The sequence below is a fragment of the Paenibacillus sp. NFR01 genome (assembly GCF_900111565.1).
Classification (GTDB): domain Bacteria; phylum Bacillota; class Bacilli; order Paenibacillales; family Paenibacillaceae; genus Paenibacillus_AQ.
In genome coordinates this window covers 2,161,083-2,185,823 of the sequence record NZ_FOIK01000001.1, presented here as the reverse complement: position 1 = coordinate 2,185,823, position 24,741 = coordinate 2,161,083, and the positions used below count along the sequence as shown (strand labels likewise).

The 24,741-nt window shown below is 51.0% G+C and carries 32 protein-coding genes, 3 tRNA genes and 1 pseudogene; 25 read left to right on the top strand and 11 right to left on the bottom strand.

Features of this window, described 5'->3' with window-relative positions:
* Positions 1 to 6: 6 nt before the first annotated feature.
* The 7 genes from carA to BMW84_RS10095 all read left to right on the top strand — a co-directional run bounded on the left by carA (position 7) and on the right by BMW84_RS10095 (position 6,505).
* Complete coding sequence (gene carA / locus BMW84_RS10120; RefSeq protein WP_091067323.1) at positions 7 to 1,185, top strand: glutamine-hydrolyzing carbamoyl-phosphate synthase small subunit; 1,179 nt, start codon at positions 7 to 9, stop codon at positions 1,183 to 1,185.
* Between the two features lies 1 nt (position 1,186).
* Positions 1,187 to 4,405: a carbamoyl-phosphate synthase large subunit gene (carB, locus tag BMW84_RS10115; protein WP_091067320.1), complete on the top strand. Its 3,219-nt coding sequence runs from the start codon at positions 1,187 to 1,189 to the stop codon at positions 4,403 to 4,405.
* A 105-nt stretch (positions 4,406 to 4,510) separates the two neighbouring features.
* On the top strand, positions 4,511 to 5,269 hold the full coding sequence (pyrF, locus tag BMW84_RS10110) for an orotidine-5'-phosphate decarboxylase (protein ID WP_175498728.1): 759 nt from the start codon (positions 4,511 to 4,513) through the stop codon (positions 5,267 to 5,269).
* Positions 5,266 to 5,907, top strand: a complete 642-nt coding sequence (gene pyrE, locus BMW84_RS10105) for an orotate phosphoribosyltransferase (protein WP_091067317.1) — start codon at positions 5,266 to 5,268, stop codon at positions 5,905 to 5,907. Before pyrF ends, pyrE begins: the two co-directional genes overlap by 4 nt.
* Before the next feature lie 127 nt (positions 5,908 to 6,034).
* Positions 6,035 to 6,199, top strand: coding sequence for a hypothetical protein (locus BMW84_RS24775; protein ID WP_019909365.1), 165 nt, complete (start codon positions 6,035 to 6,037; stop codon positions 6,197 to 6,199).
* A gap of 98 nt (positions 6,200 to 6,297) precedes the next feature.
* A tRNA-Met gene (locus BMW84_RS10100) sits at positions 6,298 to 6,374 on the top strand.
* Between the two features lie 57 nt (positions 6,375 to 6,431).
* A tRNA-Ile gene (locus BMW84_RS10095) sits at positions 6,432 to 6,505 on the top strand.
* 43 nt (positions 6,506 to 6,548) lie between these two features.
* Here BMW84_RS10095 and BMW84_RS10090 read toward each other — a convergent pair.
* Positions 6,549 to 6,749, bottom strand: a complete 201-nt coding sequence (locus tag BMW84_RS10090) for a hypothetical protein (protein WP_091067315.1) — start codon at positions 6,747 to 6,749, stop codon at positions 6,549 to 6,551.
* Positions 6,750 to 6,832: 83 nt separating this feature from the next.
* Positions 6,833 to 7,063 carry a DUF6199 family natural product biosynthesis protein gene (locus BMW84_RS10085; RefSeq protein WP_091067312.1) on the bottom strand — a complete coding sequence of 77 codons (231 nt, stop codon included), beginning with the start codon at positions 7,061 to 7,063 and terminating at the stop codon, positions 6,833 to 6,835.
* 196 nt (positions 7,064 to 7,259) lie between these two features.
* Between BMW84_RS10085 and BMW84_RS10080 the strand changes: the two genes are divergently transcribed.
* On the top strand, positions 7,260 to 7,808 hold the full coding sequence (locus tag BMW84_RS10080; RefSeq protein WP_091067308.1) for a leucine-rich repeat domain-containing protein: 549 nt from the start codon (positions 7,260 to 7,262) through the stop codon (positions 7,806 to 7,808).
* A gap of 7 nt (positions 7,809 to 7,815) precedes the next feature.
* Here the strand turns inward: BMW84_RS10080 and BMW84_RS24770 are convergent, their stop codons facing one another.
* Complete coding sequence (locus BMW84_RS24770; RefSeq protein WP_175498727.1) at positions 7,816 to 7,974, bottom strand: hypothetical protein; 159 nt, start codon at positions 7,972 to 7,974, stop codon at positions 7,816 to 7,818.
* A gap of 190 nt (positions 7,975 to 8,164) precedes the next feature.
* Here BMW84_RS24770 and BMW84_RS24765 point away from each other — a divergent pair, with 190 nt between their 5' ends.
* Entirely contained in the window at positions 8,165 to 8,311 is a 147-nt protein-coding gene (locus BMW84_RS24765; protein WP_175498618.1) for a hypothetical protein, read from the top strand.
* A 55-nt stretch (positions 8,312 to 8,366) separates the two neighbouring features.
* Here the strand turns inward: BMW84_RS24765 and BMW84_RS10070 are convergent, their stop codons facing one another.
* Positions 8,367 to 8,804 carry a NucA/NucB deoxyribonuclease domain-containing protein gene (locus BMW84_RS10070; protein WP_091067304.1) on the bottom strand — a complete coding sequence of 146 codons (438 nt, stop codon included), beginning with the start codon at positions 8,802 to 8,804 and terminating at the stop codon, positions 8,367 to 8,369.
* A 126-nt stretch (positions 8,805 to 8,930) separates the two neighbouring features.
* Here BMW84_RS10070 and BMW84_RS10065 point away from each other — a divergent pair, with 126 nt between their 5' ends.
* Together BMW84_RS10065 and BMW84_RS10060 are read left to right on the top strand one after the other, a co-directional pair.
* The gene (locus BMW84_RS10065; RefSeq protein WP_091067301.1) at positions 8,931 to 9,530 is read left to right on the top strand and encodes a hypothetical protein; all 600 of its coding nucleotides are present in this window, start codon (positions 8,931 to 8,933) and stop codon (positions 9,528 to 9,530) included.
* A gap of 178 nt (positions 9,531 to 9,708) precedes the next feature.
* Positions 9,709 to 10,044 carry a YolD-like family protein gene (locus tag BMW84_RS10060; RefSeq protein WP_175498726.1) on the top strand — a complete coding sequence of 112 codons (336 nt, stop codon included), beginning with the start codon at positions 9,709 to 9,711 and terminating at the stop codon, positions 10,042 to 10,044.
* Between the two features lie 34 nt (positions 10,045 to 10,078).
* Here the strand turns inward: BMW84_RS10060 and BMW84_RS24760 are convergent, their stop codons facing one another.
* On the bottom strand, positions 10,079 to 10,240 hold the full coding sequence (locus BMW84_RS24760; RefSeq protein ID WP_175498725.1) for a hypothetical protein: 162 nt from the start codon (positions 10,238 to 10,240) through the stop codon (positions 10,079 to 10,081).
* A gap of 170 nt (positions 10,241 to 10,410) precedes the next feature.
* Here BMW84_RS24760 and BMW84_RS10055 point away from each other — a divergent pair, with 170 nt between their 5' ends.
* The 3 genes from BMW84_RS10055 to BMW84_RS10045 all read left to right on the top strand — a co-directional run bounded on the left by BMW84_RS10055 (position 10,411) and on the right by BMW84_RS10045 (position 11,887).
* Complete coding sequence (locus tag BMW84_RS10055; RefSeq protein WP_091067297.1) at positions 10,411 to 11,097, top strand: M15 family metallopeptidase; 687 nt, start codon at positions 10,411 to 10,413, stop codon at positions 11,095 to 11,097.
* Between the two features lie 78 nt (positions 11,098 to 11,175).
* Positions 11,176 to 11,661 carry a WGxxGxxG family protein gene (locus BMW84_RS25035; RefSeq protein ID WP_091067295.1) on the top strand — a complete coding sequence of 162 codons (486 nt, stop codon included), beginning with the start codon at positions 11,176 to 11,178 and terminating at the stop codon, positions 11,659 to 11,661.
* Between the two features lie 140 nt (positions 11,662 to 11,801).
* Positions 11,802 to 11,887: transfer RNA gene (locus tag BMW84_RS10045), tRNA-Leu, on the top strand.
* An 81-nt stretch (positions 11,888 to 11,968) separates the two neighbouring features.
* On the opposite strand, the gene BMW84_RS10040 is transcribed toward BMW84_RS10045, so the two are convergent.
* Positions 11,969 to 12,448 carry a tyrosine-type recombinase/integrase gene (locus tag BMW84_RS10040; RefSeq protein ID WP_091067293.1) on the bottom strand — a complete coding sequence of 160 codons (480 nt, stop codon included), beginning with the start codon at positions 12,446 to 12,448 and terminating at the stop codon, positions 11,969 to 11,971.
* A 76-nt stretch (positions 12,449 to 12,524) separates the two neighbouring features.
* On the opposite strand from BMW84_RS10040, the gene BMW84_RS10035 reads away from it, so the two are divergent.
* Entirely contained in the window at positions 12,525 to 13,337 is an 813-nt protein-coding gene (locus BMW84_RS10035) for a hypothetical protein (RefSeq protein ID WP_091067290.1), read from the top strand.
* Positions 13,338 to 13,405: 68 nt separating this feature from the next.
* On the top strand, positions 13,406 to 13,930 hold the full coding sequence (locus BMW84_RS10030; RefSeq protein WP_091067289.1) for a hypothetical protein: 525 nt from the start codon (positions 13,406 to 13,408) through the stop codon (positions 13,928 to 13,930).
* A gap of 210 nt (positions 13,931 to 14,140) precedes the next feature.
* On the opposite strand, the gene BMW84_RS10025 is transcribed toward BMW84_RS10030, so the two are convergent.
* Positions 14,141 to 14,557, bottom strand: a complete 417-nt coding sequence (locus BMW84_RS10025) for a hypothetical protein (protein WP_091067286.1) — start codon at positions 14,555 to 14,557, stop codon at positions 14,141 to 14,143.
* A gap of 95 nt (positions 14,558 to 14,652) precedes the next feature.
* Here BMW84_RS10025 and BMW84_RS10020 point away from each other — a divergent pair, with 95 nt between their 5' ends.
* The 7 genes from BMW84_RS10020 (at position 14,653) to BMW84_RS09990 (ending at position 20,548) form a co-directional block, all read left to right on the top strand.
* On the top strand, positions 14,653 to 14,874 hold the full coding sequence (locus tag BMW84_RS10020) for a hypothetical protein (RefSeq protein WP_091067284.1): 222 nt from the start codon (positions 14,653 to 14,655) through the stop codon (positions 14,872 to 14,874).
* Positions 14,834 to 16,243 carry a hypothetical protein gene (locus tag BMW84_RS10015; protein ID WP_091067282.1) on the top strand — a complete coding sequence of 470 codons (1,410 nt, stop codon included), beginning with the start codon at positions 14,834 to 14,836 and terminating at the stop codon, positions 16,241 to 16,243. The genes BMW84_RS10020 and BMW84_RS10015 overlap by 41 nt, the downstream gene beginning before the upstream one ends.
* A gap of 18 nt (positions 16,244 to 16,261) precedes the next feature.
* The gene (locus BMW84_RS10010) at positions 16,262 to 16,624 is read left to right on the top strand and encodes a hypothetical protein (RefSeq protein ID WP_091067279.1); all 363 of its coding nucleotides are present in this window, start codon (positions 16,262 to 16,264) and stop codon (positions 16,622 to 16,624) included.
* A 205-nt stretch (positions 16,625 to 16,829) separates the two neighbouring features.
* Positions 16,830 to 17,354: a phage holin family protein gene (locus BMW84_RS10005; protein ID WP_175498724.1), complete on the top strand. Its 525-nt coding sequence runs from the start codon at positions 16,830 to 16,832 to the stop codon at positions 17,352 to 17,354.
* 2 nt (positions 17,355 to 17,356) lie between these two features.
* The gene (locus BMW84_RS10000; protein WP_175498723.1) at positions 17,357 to 18,184 is read left to right on the top strand and encodes a M15 family metallopeptidase; all 828 of its coding nucleotides are present in this window, start codon (positions 17,357 to 17,359) and stop codon (positions 18,182 to 18,184) included.
* 137 nt (positions 18,185 to 18,321) lie between these two features.
* Positions 18,322 to 20,199 (top strand): DEAD/DEAH box helicase, encoded by a 1,878-nt coding sequence (locus tag BMW84_RS09995; RefSeq protein ID WP_091067274.1) that lies wholly within the window; start codon positions 18,322 to 18,324, stop codon positions 20,197 to 20,199.
* 13 nt (positions 20,200 to 20,212) lie between these two features.
* A complete protein-coding gene (locus tag BMW84_RS09990; protein WP_091067272.1) occupies positions 20,213 to 20,548 on the top strand; it encodes a hypothetical protein in 336 nt (111 codons plus the stop codon).
* Positions 20,549 to 21,078: 530 nt separating this feature from the next.
* Here BMW84_RS09990 and BMW84_RS09980 read toward each other — a convergent pair.
* Complete coding sequence (locus BMW84_RS09980) at positions 21,079 to 21,288, bottom strand: hypothetical protein (RefSeq protein ID WP_091067269.1); 210 nt, start codon at positions 21,286 to 21,288, stop codon at positions 21,079 to 21,081.
* A gap of 363 nt (positions 21,289 to 21,651) precedes the next feature.
* Here BMW84_RS09980 and BMW84_RS09975 point away from each other — a divergent pair, with 363 nt between their 5' ends.
* Entirely contained in the window at positions 21,652 to 21,867 is a 216-nt protein-coding gene (locus BMW84_RS09975) for a helix-turn-helix domain-containing protein (protein ID WP_091067267.1), read from the top strand.
* Positions 21,868 to 21,944: 77 nt separating this feature from the next.
* On the opposite strand, the pseudogene BMW84_RS09970 reads toward BMW84_RS09975, so the two are convergent.
* Together BMW84_RS09970 and BMW84_RS24750 are read right to left on the bottom strand one after the other, a co-directional pair.
* Positions 21,945 to 22,726, bottom strand: a pseudogene (locus BMW84_RS09970) (ATP-dependent DNA ligase).
* Positions 22,727 to 22,793: 67 nt separating this feature from the next.
* Entirely contained in the window at positions 22,794 to 23,636 is an 843-nt protein-coding gene (locus BMW84_RS24750) for a hypothetical protein (protein WP_175498722.1), read from the bottom strand.
* A 296-nt stretch (positions 23,637 to 23,932) separates the two neighbouring features.
* Here BMW84_RS24750 and BMW84_RS09955 point away from each other — a divergent pair, with 296 nt between their 5' ends.
* A complete protein-coding gene (locus tag BMW84_RS09955) occupies positions 23,933 to 24,292 on the top strand; it encodes a YhjD family protein (protein WP_139209607.1) in 360 nt (119 codons plus the stop codon).
* A 15-nt stretch (positions 24,293 to 24,307) separates the two neighbouring features.
* Here the strand turns inward: BMW84_RS09955 and BMW84_RS09950 are convergent, their stop codons facing one another.
* Positions 24,308 to 24,727, bottom strand: coding sequence for a zinc-ribbon domain-containing protein (locus BMW84_RS09950; protein ID WP_091067257.1), 420 nt, complete (start codon positions 24,725 to 24,727; stop codon positions 24,308 to 24,310).
* Positions 24,728 to 24,741: the final 14 nt, after the last annotated feature.

The following is a 24,741-nucleotide window of genomic DNA, read 5'->3' as shown; positions in this document are numbered from 1 at the left end:
AGGGGAATGCAGGCAAGATTGCTGCTTCAGGACGGCACGCTGTTTACCGGCACCGCGTTCGGCGCCGAAGGCGAAATGACAGGCGAGGTTGTATTTAACACGGGGTTTACCGGATATCAGGAGGTACTGTCGGACCCGTCGTACTGCGGACAAATCGTCACGATGACGTATCCGCTGATCGGGAACTACGGCATTACCCGTGACGATTTTGAATCCGTGCGCCCGTTTGTGCACGGGTTTGTCGTACGCCGTCATGAAACGGTGCCAAGCAACTGGCGCGCCGAATACAGCGTAGACGACCTGCTGAAGGAGTATGGCATTCCCGGAATCAGCGACATCGACACCCGGATGCTGACACGCATCATCCGCCATTACGGCACGATGAAAGCGATTCTGACCACTTCGAACAAACGCGTGGAAGAGCTCATGGAAATGATGGGCGACACGACGATTGAGCAGCTGCGCAATCAGGTGGCCCGCACCTCTACGGCCAAAGCCTACAACAATCCGGGCCTCAAGGAGCGGGTCGTGCTGGTCGACTACGGCGCCAAAACTGGGATTCTGCGCGAGCTGAACAACCGCGGCTGCGACGTGGTCGTCGTGCCGCATAACGTCACCGCCGACGAGATCCGCCGCCTCAATCCGGACGGCATTCTGTTGTCCAACGGCCCTGGGGACCCTAAAGACGTGCCTTACGCCGCTAAAACGATCGCCGACCTGCTTGGCGAATATCCGATCTTCGGCATCTGCCTCGGCCACCAGCTGTTCGCCCTGGCTTGCGGCGCGGACACCGAAAAGCTGAAATTCGGCCACCGCGGCGGCAACCATCCGGTGAAGGAGCTGGAGAGCGGACGCTGCTACATCACTTCGCAAAACCATGGTTATACGGTAAACGAAGACTCCGTGAAACAAACCGAGCTGGAAGTGACGCATATCAACAATAACGACAAGACCGTTGAAGGTCTGAAACATACCCGCTATCCCGCTTTTTCGGTGCAATATCATCCGGAAGCGGCACCGGGACCGCATGACAGCAGCTATCTGTTCGACCGTTTCCTGCAAATGATCGCCGACCATAAAGCAAAGACGCCGGTGCTGTCGCGCCAGGCCCAGCTTGCGGCGAATGCCAGAATCACGGCCCCGAAACCCGTAGCACAGCTTGAAGCCGTGAAAGGAGCTCGTTAAGATGCCTAAGAACGACAAACTCAAGAAAATTCTCGTCATCGGCTCCGGCCCGATCGTCATCGGCCAAGCCGCAGAATTCGACTATGCGGGAACGCAAGCCTGCCAGGCCTTGAAGGAAGAGGGCGTGGAGGTTGTGCTGATCAACAGCAACCCGGCCACGATCATGACCGATACGAACATGGCCGATAAAGTCTATATTGAACCGATCACCCTTGATTTCGTGACCGGCATTATCCGCCAGGAGCGTCCGGACGGCCTCTTGCCGACGCTGGGCGGCCAAACCGGCCTGAACATGGCGGTGGAGCTGGCCCGCGCAGGCGTGCTCAAATCCGAAAACGTGAAGCTGCTCGGAACCCAGCTGGAATCCATCGAAAAAGCGGAAGACCGCGACCTGTTCCGCGAACTGATGCGCGAGCTGGAGCAGCCGGTTCCGGAAAGCGAAATTATTACTACTGTTGAAGAAGCGGTGGAATTTGCCCAAAGCATCGGCTTCCCGGTCATCGTCCGTCCGGCGTATACGCTCGGCGGCACCGGCGGCGGTATTTGCGACAACCTGGAAGAGCTGAAAGAAACGGTCAAAGCGGGTATCCGCTACAGTCCGATCGGCCAGTGTCTCGTCGAGAAGAGCATCGCCGGCATGAAAGAAGTCGAATACGAAGTGATGCGCGACGCCAACGACAACTGTATCGTCGTCTGCAACATGGAGAACTTTGATCCGGTCGGCGTACATACCGGCGATAGCATCGTCGTCGCGCCGAGCCAGACGCTCTCCGACCGCGAGTATCAAATGCTGCGCAGCGCGTCCCTGAAGATCATCCGTGCGCTGAACATCGAAGGCGGCTGCAACGTGCAGTTCGCGCTCGACCCGCACAGCTACCAATATTATGTCATCGAAGTGAATCCGCGCGTCAGCCGCTCCTCAGCGCTGGCTTCGAAAGCGACCGGTTATCCGATCGCCAAGATGGCCGCGAAGATCGCGCTTGGCTACACGCTCGACGAAATCGTCAACCCGGTTACCGGCCAGACGTATGCCTGCTTCGAGCCGACGCTCGATTATATCGTCAGCAAAATCCCGCGCTGGCCGTTCGACAAGTTCACGCAAGCGAACCGCAAGCTGGGCACGCAAATGAAGGCAACCGGCGAAGTCATGGCCATCGGCCGTACTTTCGAGGAGTCGATCCACAAAGCGATCCGCTCGCTGGAGATCGGCGTGCACCGCTTCCGCCTGCCGGGCGCAGAGCTGCTGGAAGACAGCGTCCTGCGTACCCGTCTCGCCAAAGCCGACGACGAGCGCCTGTTCCTGATCGCCGAAGCGTACCGCCGCGGCTACGAGCTGCAAGAGATCCAGGACATCACCAAGATCGACTGGTGGTTCCTGTCCAAGATCGAGGATTTGGTCAAGTTTGAAGACGTGCTGCGCAGCGAAGACAGCCTCTCGGAAGAGACGCTGTATCAAGCGAAGCGCAAAGGCTTTACCGATCGGGCGATTGCCGAAATCCGTGCCGAAGGCCAGGCGGTTAATCAGGCCAAGGAAGCGGAGGTCCGCGCGCTGCGTTTGTCGCAAGGGCTGAAGCCGGTCTACAAGATGGTCGACACCTGCGCCGCAGAATTCGAGGCATCTACGCCATACTATTACTCGACTTATGAAACCGAAAACGAAGTCATTAAATCCGATAAGCAAAAGGTGGTTGTGCTTGGCTCCGGCCCGATCCGGATCGGCCAAGGCATCGAATTCGACTATTCGACCGTGCACGCCGTCTGGGCGATCCAGAAGGCCGGATACGAAGCGGTCATTATCAACAATAACCCGGAAACGGTCTCGACGGACTTCAATACCTCTGACCGTCTCTATTTCGAACCGCTCTTCTTCGAAGATGTCATGAACGTCATCGAACAGGAGCAGCCGATCGGCGTCATCGTACAATTCGGCGGCCAAACGGCGATCAACCTTGCCGCTCCGCTGGCAGCTGCGGGCGTCAACATTCTCGGCACCAGCCTAGCAAGCATCGACGAAGCGGAAAACCGCAAGAAGTTCGAAGCGCTGCTCGCCCGCCTGCACATTGCCCAGCCGAAGGGCAAAACGGTAACCAGCGCCGACCAGGCGGTAGAAACCGCCCAGTCGCTCGGTTATCCGGTGCTTGTCCGTCCATCCTACGTCCTGGGCGGACGCGCGATGGAAATCGTGTACAACGATGCGGAACTGATGAGCTACATGGTGGAAGCCGTGAAGATCAATCCGGAGCATCCGGTGCTGATCGACCGCTACATGCTGGGCAAGGAAGTGGAAGTCGACGCGATCTGCGACGGCGAAACGGTTGTCATCCCGGGCATCATGGAGCATGTGGAACGTGCAGGGGTTCACTCCGGCGACTCGATCGCCGTCTACCCGCCGCAAAATCTCGATGCCGGCCTGAAGGCAAAGATCACGGAAATCACCGTGAAGATCGCCAAAGAGCTGAAAACCGTCGGCCTGGTCAACATCCAGTTCGTCATCTACCAGAACGAAGTGTACGTCATCGAAGTCAATCCGCGTTCCTCGCGTACGGTGCCGTTCCTGAGCAAAGTAACGGGCATTCCGATGGCGCATCTGGCGACCAAAGTGATCCTCGGCGGCAAGCTGACCGAAGAAGGCTACACGGAAGGTCTCTGGCCGGAGAGCGAATACGTATCGGTTAAAGTACCGGTCTTCTCCTTCGCCAAGCTGCGCCGCGTGGAGCCGACGCTCGGACCGGAAATGAAATCGACGGGCGAGGTCATGGGCCGCGACAAGCTGTACGCCAAAGCGCTGTATAAAGGCCTGATCGGCGCAGGCATGAAGATTCCGGCCACCGGCGCTATCATCGTGACGGTAGCGGATAAGGACAAAGCCGAAGCGGTTGAACTGATGAAGGGCTTCCACGCCCTCGGTTACAAGATCATAGCTACAGGCGGTACGGCGATGGCGCTGGAACAAGCCGGCCTGAACGTGATGAATGTCAACAAGCTGGATGAGGGTGAACCGACGATTCTTGATCTGATCCGCGGCGGCCAGGCGAACTTCGTGTTCAACACGCTGACCAAGGGGAAAACGCCGGAACGCGACGGCTTCCGCATCCGCCGCGAGGCGGTGGAGAACGGCGTGGTCTGCATGACCTCGCTGGATACAGTCGCGGCGCTGCTGCAAATGCTGCAGACGATCAACTTCTCGTCGCAGTCGATGCCGGTGTTCGTCGGACAATAACATAACGGACGAAGGGCTAGTACAGGAACGGTTTGCGGATACGCGCAGACCGTTCCGCTGTGCCCGGACATAAATAACGGAACAATAAAGGAGCAGCACATGCAAATGGAATCTCTAACGAACGGAACCTATTCCGGAGACGCAGCGATGGCCGGCCGGCTGATGATCCCGCTGGATTATCCCGACGCCGCCCGTGCGCGTGTATTGATGGAGCAGCTCAAGGGCATCCCTTGCTACATGAAAGTAGGCATGCAGCTGTTTTATGCGGCGGGTCCGGATTTTGTCCGCGAACTGAAGGACAGCGGCTACTCCGTCTTCCTGGATGTCAAAATGCACGACATCCCGAACACCGTTCGCGGCGGCGCGGAGAGCATTACGCGCCTAGGCGTGGACATGTTCAACGTCCACGCGTCGGGCGGCACGGCGATGATGGCTGCAGCGCTGGAAGGGGCGGAAAAGGCGATCGCCGCCGACCCTTCCCTGAAGCTGCCGCTGATTATCGCCGTCACCCAGCTGACCAGCACGAGCCAGCAGGTCATGAACGATGAAATCGGCATCCCCGGCGCCGTCGAAGACGCCGTGATCCGCTACGCCAAGCTGGCCGCTGCGTCGGGCCTACACGGCGTGGTTGCCTCGCCGCAGGAATCGGCGGCGATTGCCCTGGCCTGCGGACCGGCGTTCCGCACGGTCACGCCGGGCATCCGTCCAGCGGGAGCCTCGCTGGACGACCAGTCCCGGGTGATGACTCCGGGACAAGCGATCCGCCAGGGCAGCCACTACCTTGTAGTCGGCCGCCCGATTACCGCTGCGGCCGATCCGCGCGCCGCCGCGCTTACTATCCTTGAGGAGATGAGCCAAGCATGAGTACAGTACCCTATCGGAGCGAGCAGGTCGCTTCTTATTTGCTGGAGATCGGAGCAGTGGCCCTGCGCCCGCAGGAGCCTTTTACTTGGACGTCGGGCATCAAGTCCCCGATCTATTGCGACAATCGCCTAACTATGGCGTATCCGCAGGTGCGCGGCTATATCGCCGAATCGTTCGCCGAGTTGATCCGCACGGAATATCCGGAGGCGGAGGTTATTGCCGGCACAGCTACCGCTGGCATTCCGCATGCCGCCTGGGTATCGGACAAGCTGAACCTGCCGATGGCGTACATCCGCGACAAGGCGAAAGGCCACGGCAAGCAGAACCAGATCGAAGGCCGTATTGCACCGGGACAAAAGGTCGTCGTGATCGAAGACCTGATCTCCACCGGCGGCAGCTCGATCAAAGCGGCGCAAGCCGTGCAGGAGGCCGGCGGCGAAGTGCTGGCCGTGCTGGCGATCTTCAGCTATGAGTTGGACCGCGCCGTAGAAGGCTTCGCCGCAGCAGAGATTCCGCTGCAGACCTTGTCCAACTACTCCGCGCTGATTCAGGTTGCGCTGGAGAAAGGGACCATCGCCGAATCGGATGTAGCGCTGCTCCAAGCTTGGCGCAGCGATCCGGCTTCGTTCGGAGTATAATAAGAACTCCATTAGCAAAAATTGCAGGAGAGGGCTGCCGGATTCCGGCGGCTTTTTTCGCCTAAAAAGGGCATGCTATGTCCTGTAACGGTGTACATCCATTAAGGCGAAAAGGAGTAGACGCAGCATGAACTGGATCTATTTCGCGAAGCTGTTCAGAACCCGATTTCAGGCGGGGTGCCTGGCCAAAAGACTGGAACAGGACGGATGGATTTACGGCTATCATGACCCGCGGTTTGTGGAGATCTACCGTTCGCGCAAAGGGCGCTACGGGGTGCGTTTCTTGCCGTGAGGGGACCTGCGGAGGACCGAAGCTGGTGGAATTTTCTTGACTTAAGACTCGGATCTATTGTATATTATTTAATGTCGCTGTTTGAATTTGATGACTGCCGCGGGGTGGAGCAGCCCGGTAGCTCGTCGGGCTCATAACCCGAAGGCCGCAGGTTCAAATCCTGCCCCCGCAACCAATTTTCACTTCCGGTTCGCTCAAACAGCCATTATTGAATAACGGATACTTTAGATCCGGGCCCTTAGCTCAGTTGGTTAGAGCGGTCGGCTCATAACCGATTGGTCACAGGTTCGAGTCCTGTAGGGCCCACTTCACTAAAACCCCTCGCATAAGCGAGGGGTTTTTTTATAGCTTAGATTATGCGTCTTTCATACCCTTTAATGTAGTCGAGTCCGGAGGAATGCAATCCGGCAACGGTTGCATAACCAGCCTCATGAATATGGCGGAGCGCTATGTTGAAATCCTTCTCGTCCAGACCGACATCGTGAAAGCTTACTTCCTTGTCTTCCTGCAGCAGCTTCAATATTTGATACACGGGATCTTTACCGAACAACTTGCTCAACGCCCTTCTGTGAATAGATATGGCGCTAGCTTATTCACAAAGGCACGGAGGGGTGACATTCTTTTTCCAAAACATCAAGCAGAAATAATTGCCAAAAATGCGAATACACTAACCACGCAGCCGAAAACAATCGTCGCTGCTCCGGAAAATTTCATGGAATCCAGATAGGCGTTACTCGGTTCGGAGTCGCCTTTGACTTTCCAGCCCTCATTCATGCGCCAGGCGAAGTCAGGATGGCGGCGTACATAAATGCCGAATGCGATAACGCATAGCCCCAGCAGCAAAGCAAAAATTCCTGCAAACATAGAAGATCACTCCTTTGCTGTACATACGAATTTTTGCCAGAAATGTTTCGAATAGGAGGAGGGTTCTTAATGAAATTGTATACCGACCCCAGAGATGAGGCTTACCGGCAGATTATTGATTTGGCGATGCGAACTCTGATTTTTTCGTGCTGAGCGATAAAATTATGAGGAAAACGGGGGAGACTTTCTCTATTCCGTGGTGCATGAGCAGATATATGGTCTGGAGGTTACGGAGAAAGAGGGAGAAACGCTGATGGAGCAGATTCCCGGGCTTTTTCTGGAACTGGAGACCCATCGGGGGCTGGATAATCTTCTGGATGACGCCGTCAAACATCGGACCGATAAGCTGTATATCAGCGGCCATCACTTGATTGAACTGCCTAGCCGAATCGGCGAATTGACGGAGCTCCGTGATCTGGAGATATTTGAACAGGATCTGTACCGCTTGCCCGAAGAGCTGTTCACCTTAAGCAAGCTGGAGCGGCTGAGCATTTTGACGGCTGACATGGAAGAGATCCCCGCTTCGATTGGCAAACTCCAACAACTAAAGGTGCTGAATATTCAATGCGGCAGTTCGGAACGTCTGGTACCCGGATACCGGTTCAAACCGAAGGAAGAGATCGGAATCAAGCAGATTCCGCCTGAAATCGGCGAGCTAAGGCAACTGGAGTCTCTGACCATCCAGTACACCGCAATTGATAAGCTGCCGCCTGGGCTACTTATGGGAATAGACGAATTAATCTAAAGCTTCTTCACTCGGGTGGTTCCTGCAGCAGGATGGAAAAGGTCTTTGTCTCATGATCGACCTCAATGGCTGCGATACCTACAAAATCTGGCGTTTCGGGGTGGACGGCATCTACGCTGTAATCCGGATGGGCCAATAATAAACGGATGACTTGTAAGGCTTCCATATCGCGCCCCCTGCAATCTTTGATGGCTTTATTATCCCCGCCCGGTTTGGGGAATATGAGAGCCATTATTTCCGCAACGCTCCCGGGAGGAGAACGGGATTGTTTGCCTTTTGGCCCAAACCGCCCGTTAGACGTATACATATGCTGTGTTGTATTCAAACTTCAACATTTCAAGGGGAGGAATTTGATTATGGCATACGGTTGCGGCTGTAATAATGTCGGCGGAGTAAATGACTCTCATCCGGTTGCTCCGGTAGTAAGCCCTTTTACTTCGACTGGCGCGATTCTGGTTCTGTTCATTCTGCTGGTCATCATCCTGAGAGCTTGGTGCTTCTAAGATTGACAGCCAAAGGCAGACCTCCGGAAGTCATTCCGGGGCGTCTGCCTTTTCATTACTTGAACATAAACTCAACCCGGGTGCCATCGGCGTAGCCTTCGAGCTGATTGCCTACCCAGCTTCCCGCCCCGCGGTTATCGGCGGGCGTTATGTATTCGATATCGGCGCCTGCACCGCCTTCGGCGCACATCGCCATCGGCCATTCGTCGCGGTCATACCCTTTTTTGGTGGGAACGTCTTTAAGCGATGCTTTACGGTTCTCGTCCGCATCCTCCCGGTTGATGGTACAGATGGCCGATTCCCCGCCCTTGATGGCATCCTTGATATGTTTGGCCGTTTCGGGATAGCGGTCCTCCGGAAAATCGATTTGGACAACTTTACCGCCAGACGTTGGCGGCGTTTGATCCGCAGGGTTCTGCTCTTCGAAATAATAGGCGGCAAATACAAGCAAAGCAATAAAGATGAGGGAAGGAATTAATTTCTTGAATTTCATAGCTGTCCTCCTTTGTGGCATTCCCCAGTATAACCGAAGTCATCGGCTTTTTGTATTTTACTATTAATTTCATTTGCACTTTACAAATCCCGACATTATTCTATTAAATATGGAGGGATTATAAATATGAAAAAGGTTTTACTTGTCGGACTGCTGATGAGTATGATGATCGTCAGCGCAGCATGCGGTAACAACAGCGCATCCGTGCCTGCCTCGCAGGATGAAATCCAGGAGTCGGTGCAGGAATTTTACAATCATATGTCCGAGCTGGATGAGCGTGGTAAAACCTCGCTTAGCGACTTTAACGCTGCTGTAGCTTCCTATTCCGCCGGAACGGCTTCCGGCGATGAGCTGCAAAAGGCGCTGGACAAGTTCCAGGATACCGCTACCGATCTGGCTGACCAGGTGGAGAAAGTAAAGCTGCCAAGCAACCTGCCTGAGAATATCCAGACGCTGCTGCGGGACTCCATGATTGCGTTCAAAAGTGCATATTCGATTAAGGAGCAGGCCTCTGAAGGGGCAGCTTCCCCTACAGTGACCGCGGATGAATTTAACCAGATGAACCAACAGGCGGATGTGGCCATGCTGTACGGCATCTCTAAATTGAACGAGGCACGTGTTGCCGCCGGACTGATAGAGAAAGATGAAGCTGCCACGACCGATATTATCCCAAGCGGAAATGAAGCGGACGGAGCCGCTGCCGGTAATACGGGAACTTCGCAATAATTTCGTTATTCGTTAAAAAGGCACGCACAGTCATCTGTGGCAGTGTCTTTTTTTTGCGGAGAAAACAAGCATTGCCTTTAATTTCATCTTGCGAAATAAAACCCTCATGACTATAATACAAACATACGTTCGCAAAGTAAAGGGCGCTTCGAGAAAAAAAGATGCAGGAGGAGCGGATATGGTGAAAAGAGCAGGAACCGGCAGTCCGTGGGACGGCAGCCGGATGATGCTTCCGGAGCATAAACTGGAGATTTTCAAAACCATGCTTGAAACGGATCCGTCCGGACCGCCCGTAACGGATGAAACCAAGCTGGAGGAGATTGAACGGATGCTGGGCATGTCCTTGCGGACCCACGCCCGGATAAGGGTGGTGCTGCGTGACGGAGGCCATCAGAAGACGCTCAGCGGTTTCGTGACTTCGATTCATACCCACTCCCGGGAAGTGAAGCTGCAGTGGCGGGAGGACTACCGGTGGATCAGCGTGGACAGCATCGTGGAAATAACCCCCGCCTGAGCCTATTCTAGGCTTGTTTGGCGGGGGAGCGGCGTTAGCCTTGCGTTTCGGACGTCGTTTTCTCGTAAGCGATCAGTGTGAGCTCCTTGTCACCGCTCAGCCGGGCCAGCTCCTGTTCCGCTTTGCGGATCACCTCTACGGCTTCGTCCGTGTTGCTGAACCCTGCAATTTTATAGCTGTCGCTGTGAATGTCCATGGGTGTAACCTCCGTCCGGGTGGATTGGATGCAATGCGGTTCACATGCTAGTATGGCTTTTTGAAGGAAGAAGGATACAAGAATCGGCCTGTTGGTGGCTGCTTTAATCCGGGAAAAGCGTACAGGCAAGGCCTCCGCGAAAGGCATTTAATACACCAGGGGGTGATTGGATGCTGACTTTGGATCAGGTCAAAAGCAAATCCTCCGGCTGGCTGGGCGGGCTTCATCCCGTCGTGCTTGCTGCGGCAGGAGCGCTGATTCAGCGCAGCTATGCCAGAGGCGTACCGATAATGATAACCCAGGGACTGCGAACGATTGCCGAGCAAAACGCGCTGTATGCCCAGGGACGGACGAAAAAGGGCCCTATCGTGACCAACGCGCGCGGCGGCGAGAGTTACCATAATTACGGGCTGGCGATTGATTTCGCACTGCTGCTGCCGGACGGAACCAACCTGTCCTGGGATACGTCACGGGATGGGGACCGCGATAAGACCGCCGACTGGCAAGAAGTTGCGTATGAGGCGAAGCAGCTTGGGTTTGAATGGGGCGGAGACTGGACCTCCTTTAAGGACTATTCGCATCTGGAGAATAACTTTGGGCTTTCGATTAATCAATTGAAGAGCGGCAAACTGCCTACCGTCCAGCAGGTCAAGGATGCTTTGGCCAGAATCAACGGTACGCCTTCGGATAGCGAGGGGGGAACCAAGCTGCTAATCACTCTGAATGGGCAAAAAATTGCCGATGGGTATCTGGAGGACGGTACGGCGTATGCGCCGGTGCGGGCCGTCGCCGAGGCATTGGGCGCCAAGGTGACGTATGACGCGGCAACGAAGACGGTAAAGCTGGTTACGGATTAAATGTTTACCGGGTATAGGGGATGCTTCTTGTGGGGAAATTATTTGCGATCAACCACAACTTCAGAGGAGGCATGACACTTGAATAAGCTGCTTACAAGTCTGGCTTGCGGCACGGTTTTGTCCATGAGTATTCTGGGCGTCGGTTTTGCGGAAAATGCGTCGGGGATGTCTATGGGCGGAAGTGGCGGAATGACAACACGCAATGCCCCAGCTCCAACGTACACGAATGACAGAGTCGGCAACATGGATACCAACAACTACATGGATCGCATGGTCAATCAGGCAGGCAGAGATATGACCAACACAATGACGGGAACGGTGCGCAAGACCGAAAACATCATGGACGATAAAGTCCGTACCGACAACTACCGTACAAACAACTACCGGAACGATAACAGTACGGTGTCTCCGCTTTCGAATGCTACCCCTACCGGACGGTACCGGGCAACGAGCACCACGGCCAACAACGACAACGATAACAACAATGGCAACTGGGGCTGGCTCGGTCTGATCGGGCTTATCGGTTTGGCCGGCATGCGTAACCGCAGCAGCGAACGCCGCTAACCGCGCGTGTCAGGGAAGCCCGCACCGGCTTTAGGCCGGTCCGGGCTTTTTTATTCCTGTCCGCCATGGATAAAAGAGGATTGCACCAAGTTTAAAACCATGGTATGATATTGCTTGTCGCGTTAACTACGCGGTTACGTGCCGGGGTGGCGGAATAGGCAGACGCACAGGACTTAAAATCCTGCGATGGGTGACCATCGTACGGGTTCGACCCCCGTCCTCGGCATTATATGTTAAAGTGAAATCCCTTGATGTATAAGGGGTTTTTCTTTTTGTCCGAGAGGAATTTGTTTAGCCATACTAAAGTCTACTTAACGTCTTTTTGGGCGTTGGGGACGGATTGGGGACGAACATTCGGATCAAATTTGTCTAGCTGCGAAATAGTACGCTTGCTGAGTTTCTTTGTAACATGGGCATAAGTGTTGATTGTTACCTGCGAAGTTGAGTGGCGAAGTCGATGCTGAATTTCTTTTATTGAGGCTCCGCTACCCAGAAGGTATGTCGCATTCGTGTGTCTTAGCCCGTGTAAAGATACGTTTCGGAATCCATTGCGTTCGCACCAATCTTTCCAACGTTGAGTCGGCGTTGTATGGTAATACGGTTTTCCAAATCCTGAATGAAAAACAAAGTTACGCTCGCCGCCTTGCCACTTATCCCGGATCTTCATTTTCAACTTTTTCAGCTCCCGAACGTGAGCAGCCAGCTCGTCCATATACCAGGCGGGCATATCGACATAATCGTCGGATGCGTCATTCTTGGTTCCTGTGATTACTGCCTCGCCGTTCACAGTACGGGAAATATTCTCGTCAATCCGTAAGCGACTACCTTCAAAGTAGCAAAGCGAATTCCCGGTAGCCGGGGCGTTGACGACGGCGATTGATAACCTGAACAAAACGGCGGTAAAGCAGGGGCGCAATTACTTCGGCCTCAGTGTCTCACCGGATTACGGGTTGAAGATCCAGCGCAGCGACGGCAAGAGCGACCTGACGCTGAACTCGGATGTCATGGATTGGCGGGTTAATGGTCAATCGTCTCTCTACTTCGACGCCCAGACTAACAAGTTGAAATTTGCCGGCGTGCTGGAGGCAGCGGGTGGAACCTTTTCGGGAGCACTTGTCGCCGCGACAGGTACCTTTGCCGGCGCCCTTCAGGCAGTCACAGGGACGTTCTCCGGGGCACTTCAGGCGGCGAGCGGATCATTCTCCGGGCAGATTTCAGCGTCTACAATACTGGGCGGTAATGTAACGGGGGCCCTCATCCAAACGTCGGAGCCAGGTAATTATCCGCGAGCTGAAATGAGTAGCTCAAATAGAACGTTTTCCGTGTGGTCTTCCGCAAACAAAGGGATCGAAATTCGTTCTTACGGAGCTAATGATGCTTCGGAGTTTCGTTTCTCAAATGGTAGCGGGTATACCTATATGCTCATGATGGATCCGGGTTTTTACTTGAACGGAAGCAGCGCAATGACGATGGAATTTATGAATATTTTTCTTCGTGGATATAACGGAACCTTCGTACAAAGATGGAGCGAGCTTCGAAGTGAGGAGACGGGGACGAGCATGGCAGCAGAACTAAACTCTCTCGCAATTAACATGACGTTTGATTCAGGCAGCAGGAACTTAAAATTGTGGAGTAAAGGCGGAAACCTTCTTGCTCAAGTGAACATTCCAACCTGACATATTGAAACTTTTATCAAAATATGACGATAATACAGGTAGAAAACTTTACCAAAGGAGCGGTTGATTTGAAAAAGTTTATATCGGGACTTATCGTCGGTGCGCTGTTATTTAGCGGTGTTTCAGCTTTCGCTGATAGCTCGTCTTTAATTGGAAAAAAGGTTCAGGGCTTGTTTTCTGTTGAAAAAGCGGGAGTAAAAGTTGCTGATGCGGTTGTTATAAACGGTACTGCCTATGCGCCAGTTCGCGCTGTCGCCGCGGCTACTGGAGCTACTTTATCGATAGAAGGGAAGAAGATAATAGTGGGGGCAGAGGTGCTTTCCAATGGTTTGTATGACGAATTAATTGTGCAACGGACCGCAATTGAAAGTAAGATTAATGAAGCCAAAGGCGGTGTAAAACTCTATGAAGAGACTTACATCCCAAAAGCCCAAGATCAGTATGATAAATCAATTGGAACAACTGATGAAGCGGCTCGCAAGCAATTCCTCGATAACTTGAAATTGAATTTGAGCAAGCAAAAAGAAGATCTGGCAGCACTGCAGCAGCAGCTTGCCGATCTGGACGCCCAACTCGCTGCGCTACAAAAATAACATATCATCCATACAAGAGTCTCGCCGGATCCGGCGGGGCTTTTTGTGTTGGGACGAGAGGAGAATGCACCATGTGTGAAGGAAAGTGCGGCTTGACGCCAGAAGTCGAGGCGCGGATCAGGGGTATTATCCAGGAAGAGTTGGCTGCCCGCATGGAGCAGCCAGTAGGCGTTAATTTAAAAGTGGAACGAAAAGAACTGGCGAGATGCATTATGAAAATGGTTCGCCAAAGGTCAAACCGGATATCTGGTCAGTAAATAAGATCATTTCATCTAATTTATGTGTATTTATTCCAGATAACGGCTTGATGGTAACATTTTTGAGGTGAATGAACGCGGCATCATTTATTGGCCGCATAGTAGCATTTTCATGCTCTACTTCAATAAGCGTATCTCTTCTGAAATCCATGGTTTTCTCAATAACCGAATGAAAGAATGACAATTCATTATCGTCTACTTCAACATAAGGATCTACCATATCCCCTTGAATAAATGAAGAGTTGGTTATAAAGATCAATTTGAAATTAAGTTCGTTGCTTTCGTTAAGAGAAAGCAGTATGGAATTAAGCTCAGTAATAGTTACGTGACGAACATCAACTCTATTTAAGTATATTGGAGCAGTTTCCACAATTACACCTCCCTACTGAGAAAATGGCCAACCAGCCTATCATTTCGACATATTGGGAGGTTTTTCCTGTGTCAAAAAATAAGGAGGTTTTAAGTTTGGCAAACATCATGCCGAAAGTCTTCGTCGAGCTTGATCCGAGACAACCTGTTCCAGAGATACTGGCCGTCATATCAGCGATGATGCCCTACAACCCGGACCACGAGGTAAATATTTTACTCGGCGTCGCTGATGCAGTACAAAAGCGGCTCGAGTTAATCACGAAAGGAAGTGAAGCGAATGGCATACCAGCACCTGAACGGAAACGAGAAGATCAGTGAGTCCTATACGAAGATCAACGACAACTTTGACGGAGTAGACACGGCAGCGACGGCGCACAAGACGGCCGCCACGCTGGATCATCCGGACGGCAGCGTCTCGACGGCCAAACTGGCCGACAAGGCCGCGACTCGGGCCAAAATCGGCGACAACGCGGTCGGTACCGGGCAGCTCGGTGACGCAGCGGTCACGGCAGCTAAGCTCGCTGACGGCTCCGTCACCGCCGCAAAACTCGGAGCTGGGGCGGTTGGCACCGGCCAGATCGCGGACGGCAGCATTACAGCCGCAAAGGTGGCCGCGGACGTAGCCACGCAAGCGGAACTGGACACGCACGCTGCGGACACGACGCTGCACGTGACGGCGGCGGAGCATACAAAGCTGGCCGGCATCGCTGCAGGCGCCGAAGTCAATCAGAATGCCTTTAGCAAGATTGTCGTTACCGGCCAGGGAGACATCATCGCACAAAGCGAGACGGGAACTCTCACGTTTGCTGCAGGAACAGGTCTTACAATAACGACAGATCCGGCAGCCGGTAAGCTGACATTTACCGCGACAGGCGAGTCGACGCCAGGACCGCACGCCAGTAGTCACATCACCGGGGGCACGTACGTGATCCCGATTGCCGTCACCGGCGGCGCCAGTGGGTTAATGAGCGGCGCTGACGCCACGTTTGTCCGGTTCACTGGGGAGACCAAGACCGGCGCGCAATCCAAGGCGGACGCTGCACAGGCGGCAGCCACGTCTACGGCAGCGTCAGATGCGACAGCTAAGGCTAATGCAGTACAAACGAATCTTACAAACCATGCAGCTGACGCCGCTACGGGTGCGCATAAAGCGAAAAATATTGCTGTAGAAGATACCGGTAATCACTTTGCCGGCACAAATGTAGAATCGGTACTCACAGAGCTTTTTACGTTTGCCAATGGCGGTAAAACAGCAGTAGCAAGCGCGATAACTGCTAAAGGCGTATCCGCAAGCCCGTCGGATACGTTTAGTGCATTGGCGACAAAAATAGGGCTGATTCCTACGGGGAAAAAGTATAACTCTGGCGTAGCAACATCGGCAGCTACTCCCTTATCTACGTACGTTCTTGCTTCCGGTTCGACGACTTCCGCGTACCCGCTGACAGTGACCGGACTCGATTTTACGCCCTCCGTAGTTTTGCTAATTCGTAATTCTGCGTCCACTCCAATAGGATCGTTTGTTCGATCTGACAGCTTACCTGTATCCGCGGGTTCAAAACTGGTTGGACTATTTACGACTACAACGATTTCCTACGTGCGTCTTACAGGGGATGCGTATTTGACGAGTGGCGGATTTAGTTTGCCGACACCAGGAAACTCAGATTATCAGTGGATTGCGTACGAATAGCGAAAGGAGAGGTTATTTATGGGGTATCGGCGGATTTATTACGACATTAATACGGGTGTAAAGCTCGCTCACGTGGCGTTCCAGTTCGATCCAGTAAATAAGCCTACAATTGAGCAAGATATCGAATCAATTGAGGTACTGTATAGCCGGGTAAGATCAAGCTTTGATTGTCTCGAGCTTGGCTTTGACGAATATTCTCAAGATTTCTTAACCGGAACCCTAACGGGCGTTAACGTGCAAACCAAAACTCCTACATTCGCTTATGATGTAGAAGAGGATCCGCCGCAAGTACCACTATCTGTACAGGTAGCTGAATTGAAGCAAGAACAGGCGCTAATAAAAGCGGCACTCGACGAGCTGCTGCTGGGAGGTGCGCTGTAATGGCCGCATATCTCGCGCAACGCATTATCGACGAGGCATATACGTATAGTACGTCATCGGCAAGCGGCCGGACCTACAGGCAGGTATTTACGCCTATCTCCGGGATAAAGGCCGCGAAGATCTGATCACAGCATAGCGCCCCATTGAGGCGTTTTTATTTTGCCCTCGGGATCCCGGGGGCTATTTTATTGGAGGGAGACGCGGCATGATCAATCAAATCAAAAATCTCGTCACAACAATTATCACAGCTGCCGTAGGCTCGGGGAGCCGCGAGGTAGCAATGGGGGGAGCATCGGCTATGGCGGGAGTGCTGGGGACAGTGGCTGGCCTGCTGGGAGGCTGGGACAAAGGGCTGCTGGTGTTGATCGTGCTTATGTGCGGTGATTACGCTACCGGCGTAATGGGCGCATTTCGGACCAAGACAGTCAGCAGTGACGTGATGTTCTGGGGCGGCGTGCGCAAGGCGGTCGTGTTATTCGTGGTCGGTTTGGCTTCGCTCATGGATGACTGGATTCAGCCTGGATCACCAATCTTCCGGACCGCGGCCATTTACTTTTACGCCGGGCGCGAAGGCCTGAGCATTGTCGAGAACCTGGGCGTGCTGGGCGTGCCGTTACCGCAGGCCCTGCAGGACTTCCTGCTGCAGCTGAGCGAGGATAAGTCGAAGAACAACCCGGCCAAGCCGGAGCACCCGGACAACGCCGGCGACGACAGCCAGAAAGGGGCATAATCATGTACACATTGGAGCAGGTCAAGGCCAAATCCGCGGCCAAGCTGGCCGGTCTCGAGCCGACCGTCCGTCAGGCGGCCACAGCATTGATTGAGTTTGCGTATGCCCACGGCGTGCCGATCGTCATCACCCAGGGGCTACGTACCATCGCCGAGCAAGACAAGCTTTATGCGCAAGGCCGGACGGCGCCCGGCCAGATCGTCACCAACTCCCGCGGAGGCTACAGCTATCATAATTTTGGCGTGGCAATCGACTTTACGCTGCTGCTGCCCGATGGCGGCGTGAGTTGGGACGCCAAGCGAGACGGCGACGGTGACGGCTTGGCGGACTGGTCGGAGGTCGTGGCGGATGCAAAGCGGCTTGGCTGGGAGTGGGGCGGCGATTGGAGCAGTTTTAAGGACCTGCCACATTTCCAGATGGACTTCGGCTTGAGTACGGCCGACTTCCGAGCGGGCAAACAGCCGACGGCGGCTCAACTGGCTGCGGTGGTTTCGCAGATCGCGAGAATTGAAGAGGGGGAAGATGAAATGAGCGCTGAAGACAAGAAGAGATTGGACACGCTGGAGGCAGCGGTAGCACAGCTGGCTAAAAGCCGCGACGTACTCGTAGATCAGGTGCTGCAGCAGGCTGGGCAAAGCAAGGATCTGACGGGGCGTGTGATTACGCTGGAGGGCAAGGCGAGCCTGCCGGAGATTCCGGCCTGGGCCAAAACGGCGGTTGACGGTGCCGTAGCTGCGGGACTGATTGATACGCCAAACGAGGGCAGCCAGGACTTTTACCGGATCCTCGCCATCATGGAGCGGGCGGGGCTGCTGGCTTATCATAAATAATACTATTATGCCCACTTACTTCGGCTAGTGGGCATAATAACTTTTTGGGGAAATTGAGGGTAAATAAAAAGGAAATAATTGTACTTTGTCGTATTATGCTATTTAAGGATGTGATTTGAAAAAACGGGGGAAATAAAATGACATTTGATATTAATTATTTTATGAACGCAAATCCAAGCATTGTAGAAAATGATGAGCTTAGGGAGCCGCAGGTTTTAGCTTACGTTGATGCCTTTAATCATTTTAAAACAGAAGGATCTAGTAGAGATGCTATTATCATTTTACCGACAGGCGCGGGTAAAACAGGAGTAATGGCACTTGTCCCCTACGGAATTTGTAAAGGTCGCGTTCTTATTATAACTCCACAGCTCGTTATCAAGGATCACGTAGTAGAATCACTTGATCCTTCTGAACCGGGTAACTTTTGGTTGAAGAGAAATGTGTTTACAGAGTTTAAGGAGCTACCGATAGTTAATGAGTATGATAACGATATTAACCAAGATGAGTTAGTAAACAGCAACATTGTAATATTGAACATACATAAACTAACCACTCGGTTCAGAAATTCCTTATTGAATCGAGTTGATGCTGACTTTTTTGATATGATTATCATCGATGAAGCTCACCATTCTCCTGCTGAAACTTGGCAAAACGCTTTAAACTACTTTAGCAAATCAAAAGTGATTAAAGTGACTGGCACGCCCTTCCGCACAGACAGAAAACCTATTGAAGGTAAAATTATTACAGATTACGGTTTAGGAAGGGCTATGCAACAAAATATCGTAAAGTCTTTAGAAAATTTTAAATTGCTTCCGGAAAAGGTTTATTTAACAATCGACAATGATTTCTCTATACAGTATACAATCGAACAACTTCGAGACCTTGGCATAAAGGATGAGAATTATATTGCCAGAAGCGTAGCCCTCTCCAAAGAGTGCAATGAGCAGATCATCAATGAAAGTATAAGCGCTCTAAATGCGAAAAGATTAGGATCGGAAATACCACATAAAATTATTGCTGTTGCATGCAGTATTGATCATGGTGAAGTTCTTGAAAAAATGTATGAAGAAAAAGGTTTAAGAGCTCGATTGATTCATAGCGATCTAGATAAGGATGTCAGAAGAAGGATTCTAGTTGATGTAGAAAACAATCGATGCGACGTTATTGTCCATGTGGCTATGTTAGGAGAAGGTTACGACCATATCTACCTATCAGTTGCCGCAATTTTTAGACCTTTTAAATCACTCGCTCCGTACTCGCAGTTTATTGGACGGATATTAAGATTTATTGATAGCCCAGATGCAGTAAAACCCTCTGATAATATTGGTACAGTTATTGCTCATCGAGACTTAGGGCTGGAACCGCTTTGGAAAGAATATCAAAGGGAACTTAAGATAAGTGAAGTAATTCGAAAAGTTAAAGAGCAAGAAAAAGCCGAAAAAAATCTAACAAAGCAATTGGACGTAAAAACCTACGATAAAAGCGTTGCTGAGGTAGAACTATTAGGTGAATTGGATACAGAGTCGGAATATTATTTGACTACTGCCCTGACTGAAGAAAACGAAAAATTTGAAGCTGAATTAAGAAATAAAATAGACTCATTCAAAAACTTGCTTCCTAATACTGCTGAGGAGGAGATTAGAAAATTTATTATTTCGCAGGAAAAGCCCAAGGAAGAAAATCCTTTATTAAAGTCTCCTAAAAAATATCGAATGTTTATTCGTAAAGAATTCCATGAAAATGTTTATGCTAATATTCCTGCAAGGCTCATTAGCGAATTCGGGGTTGAAAAGGAAGGGAGGGAATTTGCAAAGGCTTTACCAGCGAAGTATTTTTACTTGAAGAATGATTTGAAATTGGATAATGCTGCGCTGGTCACGAGATACTTAAATGAGAAGCTGAAAGAAGAATTTGGTTCAAGGGATGTTTGGGCTCTTGATGATTATTTTAGGGCACAAGAGTATTTAGGAGATCTTGTTAAGCATTTAGCTGAGATGATACAATCCTCATTATGAAGGAGTGAGCGAGATGAAGAACATTACAAATGAATTATATGATTTGGTTTACAAAAACTCAGTTTGGCCACAAGATTTGTTGGATAACCTCAAGGATCCAGATTACTTAAGTGTGAAGTTTGACGCTTATTTAAAAGGAACTATGGCGGAAGTTATTTTTATGGATGAAGGTAAAAAAATTGTTGCGAATTATTACTTTAACAGTAAAGGACTCGTTCAAAAAATAGAAATGATCGAAGATGAGAAGGTGTTTGTTATTTACAGTCGCATTGATGAAATTGCAAAGGTACTGTTAGAAACAAACAACATGAAGTATTTTGAACAAATATATGAACTGATTGCAGCTTAGAGATGCTGCCTTTAGTTTAGAGCAATCTATCTAAAACGAAACCCGCCAAGCACTAGCCTGACGGGTTTCGTTAATTTAAGGGTGAATTTTGGTTTGGGTAAGAAGAACAATGAGTAATTTAGCATAGATCTGAGGTGATAATGTTGAGCGTATACAAAGTGCTAAAAACAGATGATGAATTCCTCACAGCTGCCCTCGATCAGAAGCGTGTCACGGTCTTTGAATAGCGCGGCGATTTGGCTGGCTGCATTGTTGACTACGGTGGGCCTGTTGAAAGGTACACACCGGTAAGCATAAAGATTGCCGGAGCACATTACTTCCGTGGCGAGTATGAATTCAGAATGATTCTGGCATAACATACATAAACAAAAAGCCTCTGCGCGCGCAGGGGCTTTTTTGCGTTTCGAGGATTATACGGTATTTGGCCGCATTCCCCGGCGGCCACGGACGTCATCAGCGTTTCCGAGCTTTCAGCAGCGCGGCTACAGACACGATAGCCGCAACCCCGATTACGATCCAGGTAATGATATTCAGCATGGCGATCCCTCCTGAGTTTCTGCGGTACGAATCTCGACACGATGCTTCCAGTATTCTTCAGCTTTATCTGAACCGTTCGGCTTAATGAATACACATCTACGTGATCCTTCTTCGTAAATCCCGCCCATCCACTCACCGATGTGACCTTCCCATCCGCCGACTTTGCGGAATTCAACATCCTGCCCTTTTTTGAACTCAACCATCGTTATACCTCCGCGTAAGCCCGCCGGCAGATTGTATCGGTAAATCCTTTATGTTAAGATTGGGAAGAAGAAAGGGGCTGCAACCCCTCTCTCTCCTAGGTACTGTTAACGAAGCCGCCGCCAGCGTATTCGATCAGTGCCTTTTTCTTTTTCACGGCGGAGGTTAATCCAAGCGGTGTAAAGATTTATGATCGCCGTGAGCAGTAGGACCCAATCCTTCATGTTCCCTCTCCTTTCAGGAAGCAGTTTGTATCAACTTCCTGATATAAAAACACCACTTCCTAATCGTAAAGTCAACACAAAATATTAGTTAGTTGATACTTTTGATTATTTAGTTTATATTTTTATGTGGAGGTGAAAGGATTGATTAAAAATAACCTTAGCGAGATAATGGGACGCAAGCGCCTCAAGGTTCGTGACGTGGTTCGCGGAACAGGGCTTGCTATAAATACCGTATCCGGCCTATATCACGACACTTCTAAGCGAGTGGATATAGATACGTTGGACAAACTTTGTACTTTCCTTGATGTAAGTACGGGAGAGTTACTGGAGCATGTAAAAGAGCCACCGCAGGAATAATTCTCGGTGGCTCTTATTTATTAAACGATGAACTCCGTAAACACTGGGCTCCGCAGCATGCCGGACTTGGTCCAGTTTCACATTCTGACCTGCGCGCGCAGCCGGGGCTCCAGCCGGTCACAAGCTGCCCGGCCACCCCGCGGAACGCCTGTTTATGCAGCGGGCTTGCTCCCAGTTCGATGATCCCCGCCGGGCGCAGCCTGCCAGACGGATCGGGCACGGCCGCCAACCACCCAAACTCCTGTTTGCGAAATCCAGTAATGTACACCTCGGCATACACCCAGTTAATGACCTTTTGCCATGCGTGGCTGCGGCGGCCGGTTTCGTACAGGCTGTGCTTTCGTTTGCCGACAACGCCCTCCATGCCCCGCGCCTCAATCTGTGCAAACAGCGCCTCGCCAGCGCCTTCCACATGCGACACAATGACAAAGCTTGCAGAAGGTAGGGATAACCCCGCGAGTACCTCTTTGCGGCGCATAAGCGGCAATCCGCGCATGTCCTGCCCCTTATAATGCAGCACGTCAAAGATTGCGTAATAAGCCGGCAGCGTGGCTGCGAGCTGCTTCACCTTGTCGGCCCGCCGCGCCTGGAAGCGGCTCATGACCGACTCAAAATCAGACACTCCGGTCACTGGATCGACGCAGGCGACCTCACCGTCCAAGATAATGTCATCGTCAAACGGTAGCTGAAGCTCGGGGTACTGCCGGGTGCAGTCGTTATTGTGCCGGGTATACAGCCGGACGTTTCCGCCCTGTTGAGAGTAAATCAACCGGTGCCCGTCGACCTTAGGCTCATATATAAAATCACTGTGCGAAAACGGACCTGGAGCCGTCTGCAGTAGCATAGGGGATATAAACATAACAAACCTCCTCAATCCAATTATAGCGCTGTGCCATAATGGAATGAGGAGGTAAGTATTGGATTGCTTATTCGGTTACATTATACTCGCTTACTTCGAAGTTGAGGATTTTGTCATGGATGACATATTCGGTCCGCTTGCTGAACGGCCCTTTGTTGTTGTAGTGCTTATCGATGCCATATCGTGCAGTTCCGGTAGCCGAGTCGTACCAGGTCATGAACGCGTTGACTTCAGTCATTGGCAGGTCAAATTCTTTATCTTCACCGGAAGTCAGCTTAATCGTCAGAATTGCACGATCACCCGAAGGAATTTCAGGGGTCGCGGAAGGTGATGGCTCAGGTGTTGCGGTTGGTACTGGCGTCGCTGTTGGTGTTGGTACTGGCGTCGCTGTTGGTGTTGGTACTGGCGTTGCAGATGGTGTTACTGTTGGACTTGTACTCTGAGAGAACACATCTATTTCATAAAGGGAATAGACTGAAGCGGTAGTATTTGCAAATTCTATGTATCGAACATTTGATATTGGCGAATCTAAAGTGGTTAAAGTATTAGTGCTGACGGGACTTACAATTGCTTTTAATAAGTTATTTGAAGAATCGTAGAAACGTAAAGTACCTGCATCTTTACTCGCATAAATTTGATATTGACTTATGGTTTGATCAGTTGGGAATTTATAATATACATTATATCCAGCGGAAAATGCTACTGCAGTTGAAGTATTGTTATCTGTAGCATTTGGGGCAGTGTTCCCACCGGTTAGTGTTCCGGCTGGGCTCATGAGCATAGTCTTTCCATTAAGTAATCCGCCCGTGTAAGCATAAGCGGATTGTGACCGGAAGGTTGAATAAAGTAGAGATGAAGTAAGTAGAACTGCAAGAAATGAGAGAATAATAACTTTTGACTTTTTTGACACTAGAATATTCCACCTTTTATAGAAGTTTATGATGGAATTTTATTCTTTTTGGAGAAAAGTGTCTAAACATTAATTCTTAATTATGGGATATATAGTTGATGTTCAAATAACGTACATAAAATGGGTCTCGTGGAATATGCTTGTGATTGATTGGGGAACATTAGTTTGGTTATAATACAAACAAATGTTCTTGTTTTTTTATGGAGGCGCAGCGATGACAAAACTGGAAGGCAACGAGCGTTGGAAGACGAAGATGATCACGCCGGAATTTGCGGATACATACGAGGCCGCACATATTGCCGCACCTGGTGACGATGCTGGGCAAGACCATTAAGGATGTGGAGCAATCGGGCAATCTGCTTTCTCGGGCTTATTCGATAGCTGGCCGATTTATCGAAAAAAGAGTATCGGCTGATCTGTATCAGCTGCGGCGGGATCTGCAGCAGCGCAGCATCAGGATCGCGCCGGATGCGGAGGAGGATTCGATACCTCAATATAAGATATTCTATAGAGGACAGCAGGAGAGAATGGGCTTAACCCGGGAGGCGATCCGGGTGGAGATATCCCGGCGGCTGACGCAATACCACTTGGAACTCGCCGAATTAATGAAAGAAAATATGAAATGGGACAAAACCCCTGCCGGCCGCAATGGCTGACAGGGGTTTTTCTCCTCAGTTTTTTTTCTTTGTAATCATGCCTCCTACAATGCCGCCTGTCAAAGCTCCTAATAGACTGAGAGTAAATAATGACCCTCTACCCTGTCTTAATGCATCGGCTATGTGGCTATTACTGTCTTTGGTCGTCACTAATTCATATGCAACAGTATCATAATAGGTACCTTTAATGAGGTCGATTACTGATGGTTTTTCTCCACGTCCTTTACTTTCAGGAGCAAGGCTATAACCTAATGCCCCTCCAAAGAATAAACCGGCAGCGAGGCAGAAAATAATTATCAACCGTTTGTCGATTTTTAAGGTCGTTGCTTCACTAGCAGTGGAAGTCTCTTTAATTTGAGAGGATATTTTAGTGCCGCAACCCGAACAAAATAGATCATTTTGTTCATGTTCTTTTCCGCAGTTTGGACAGTGCATCTGAACGGACCCCC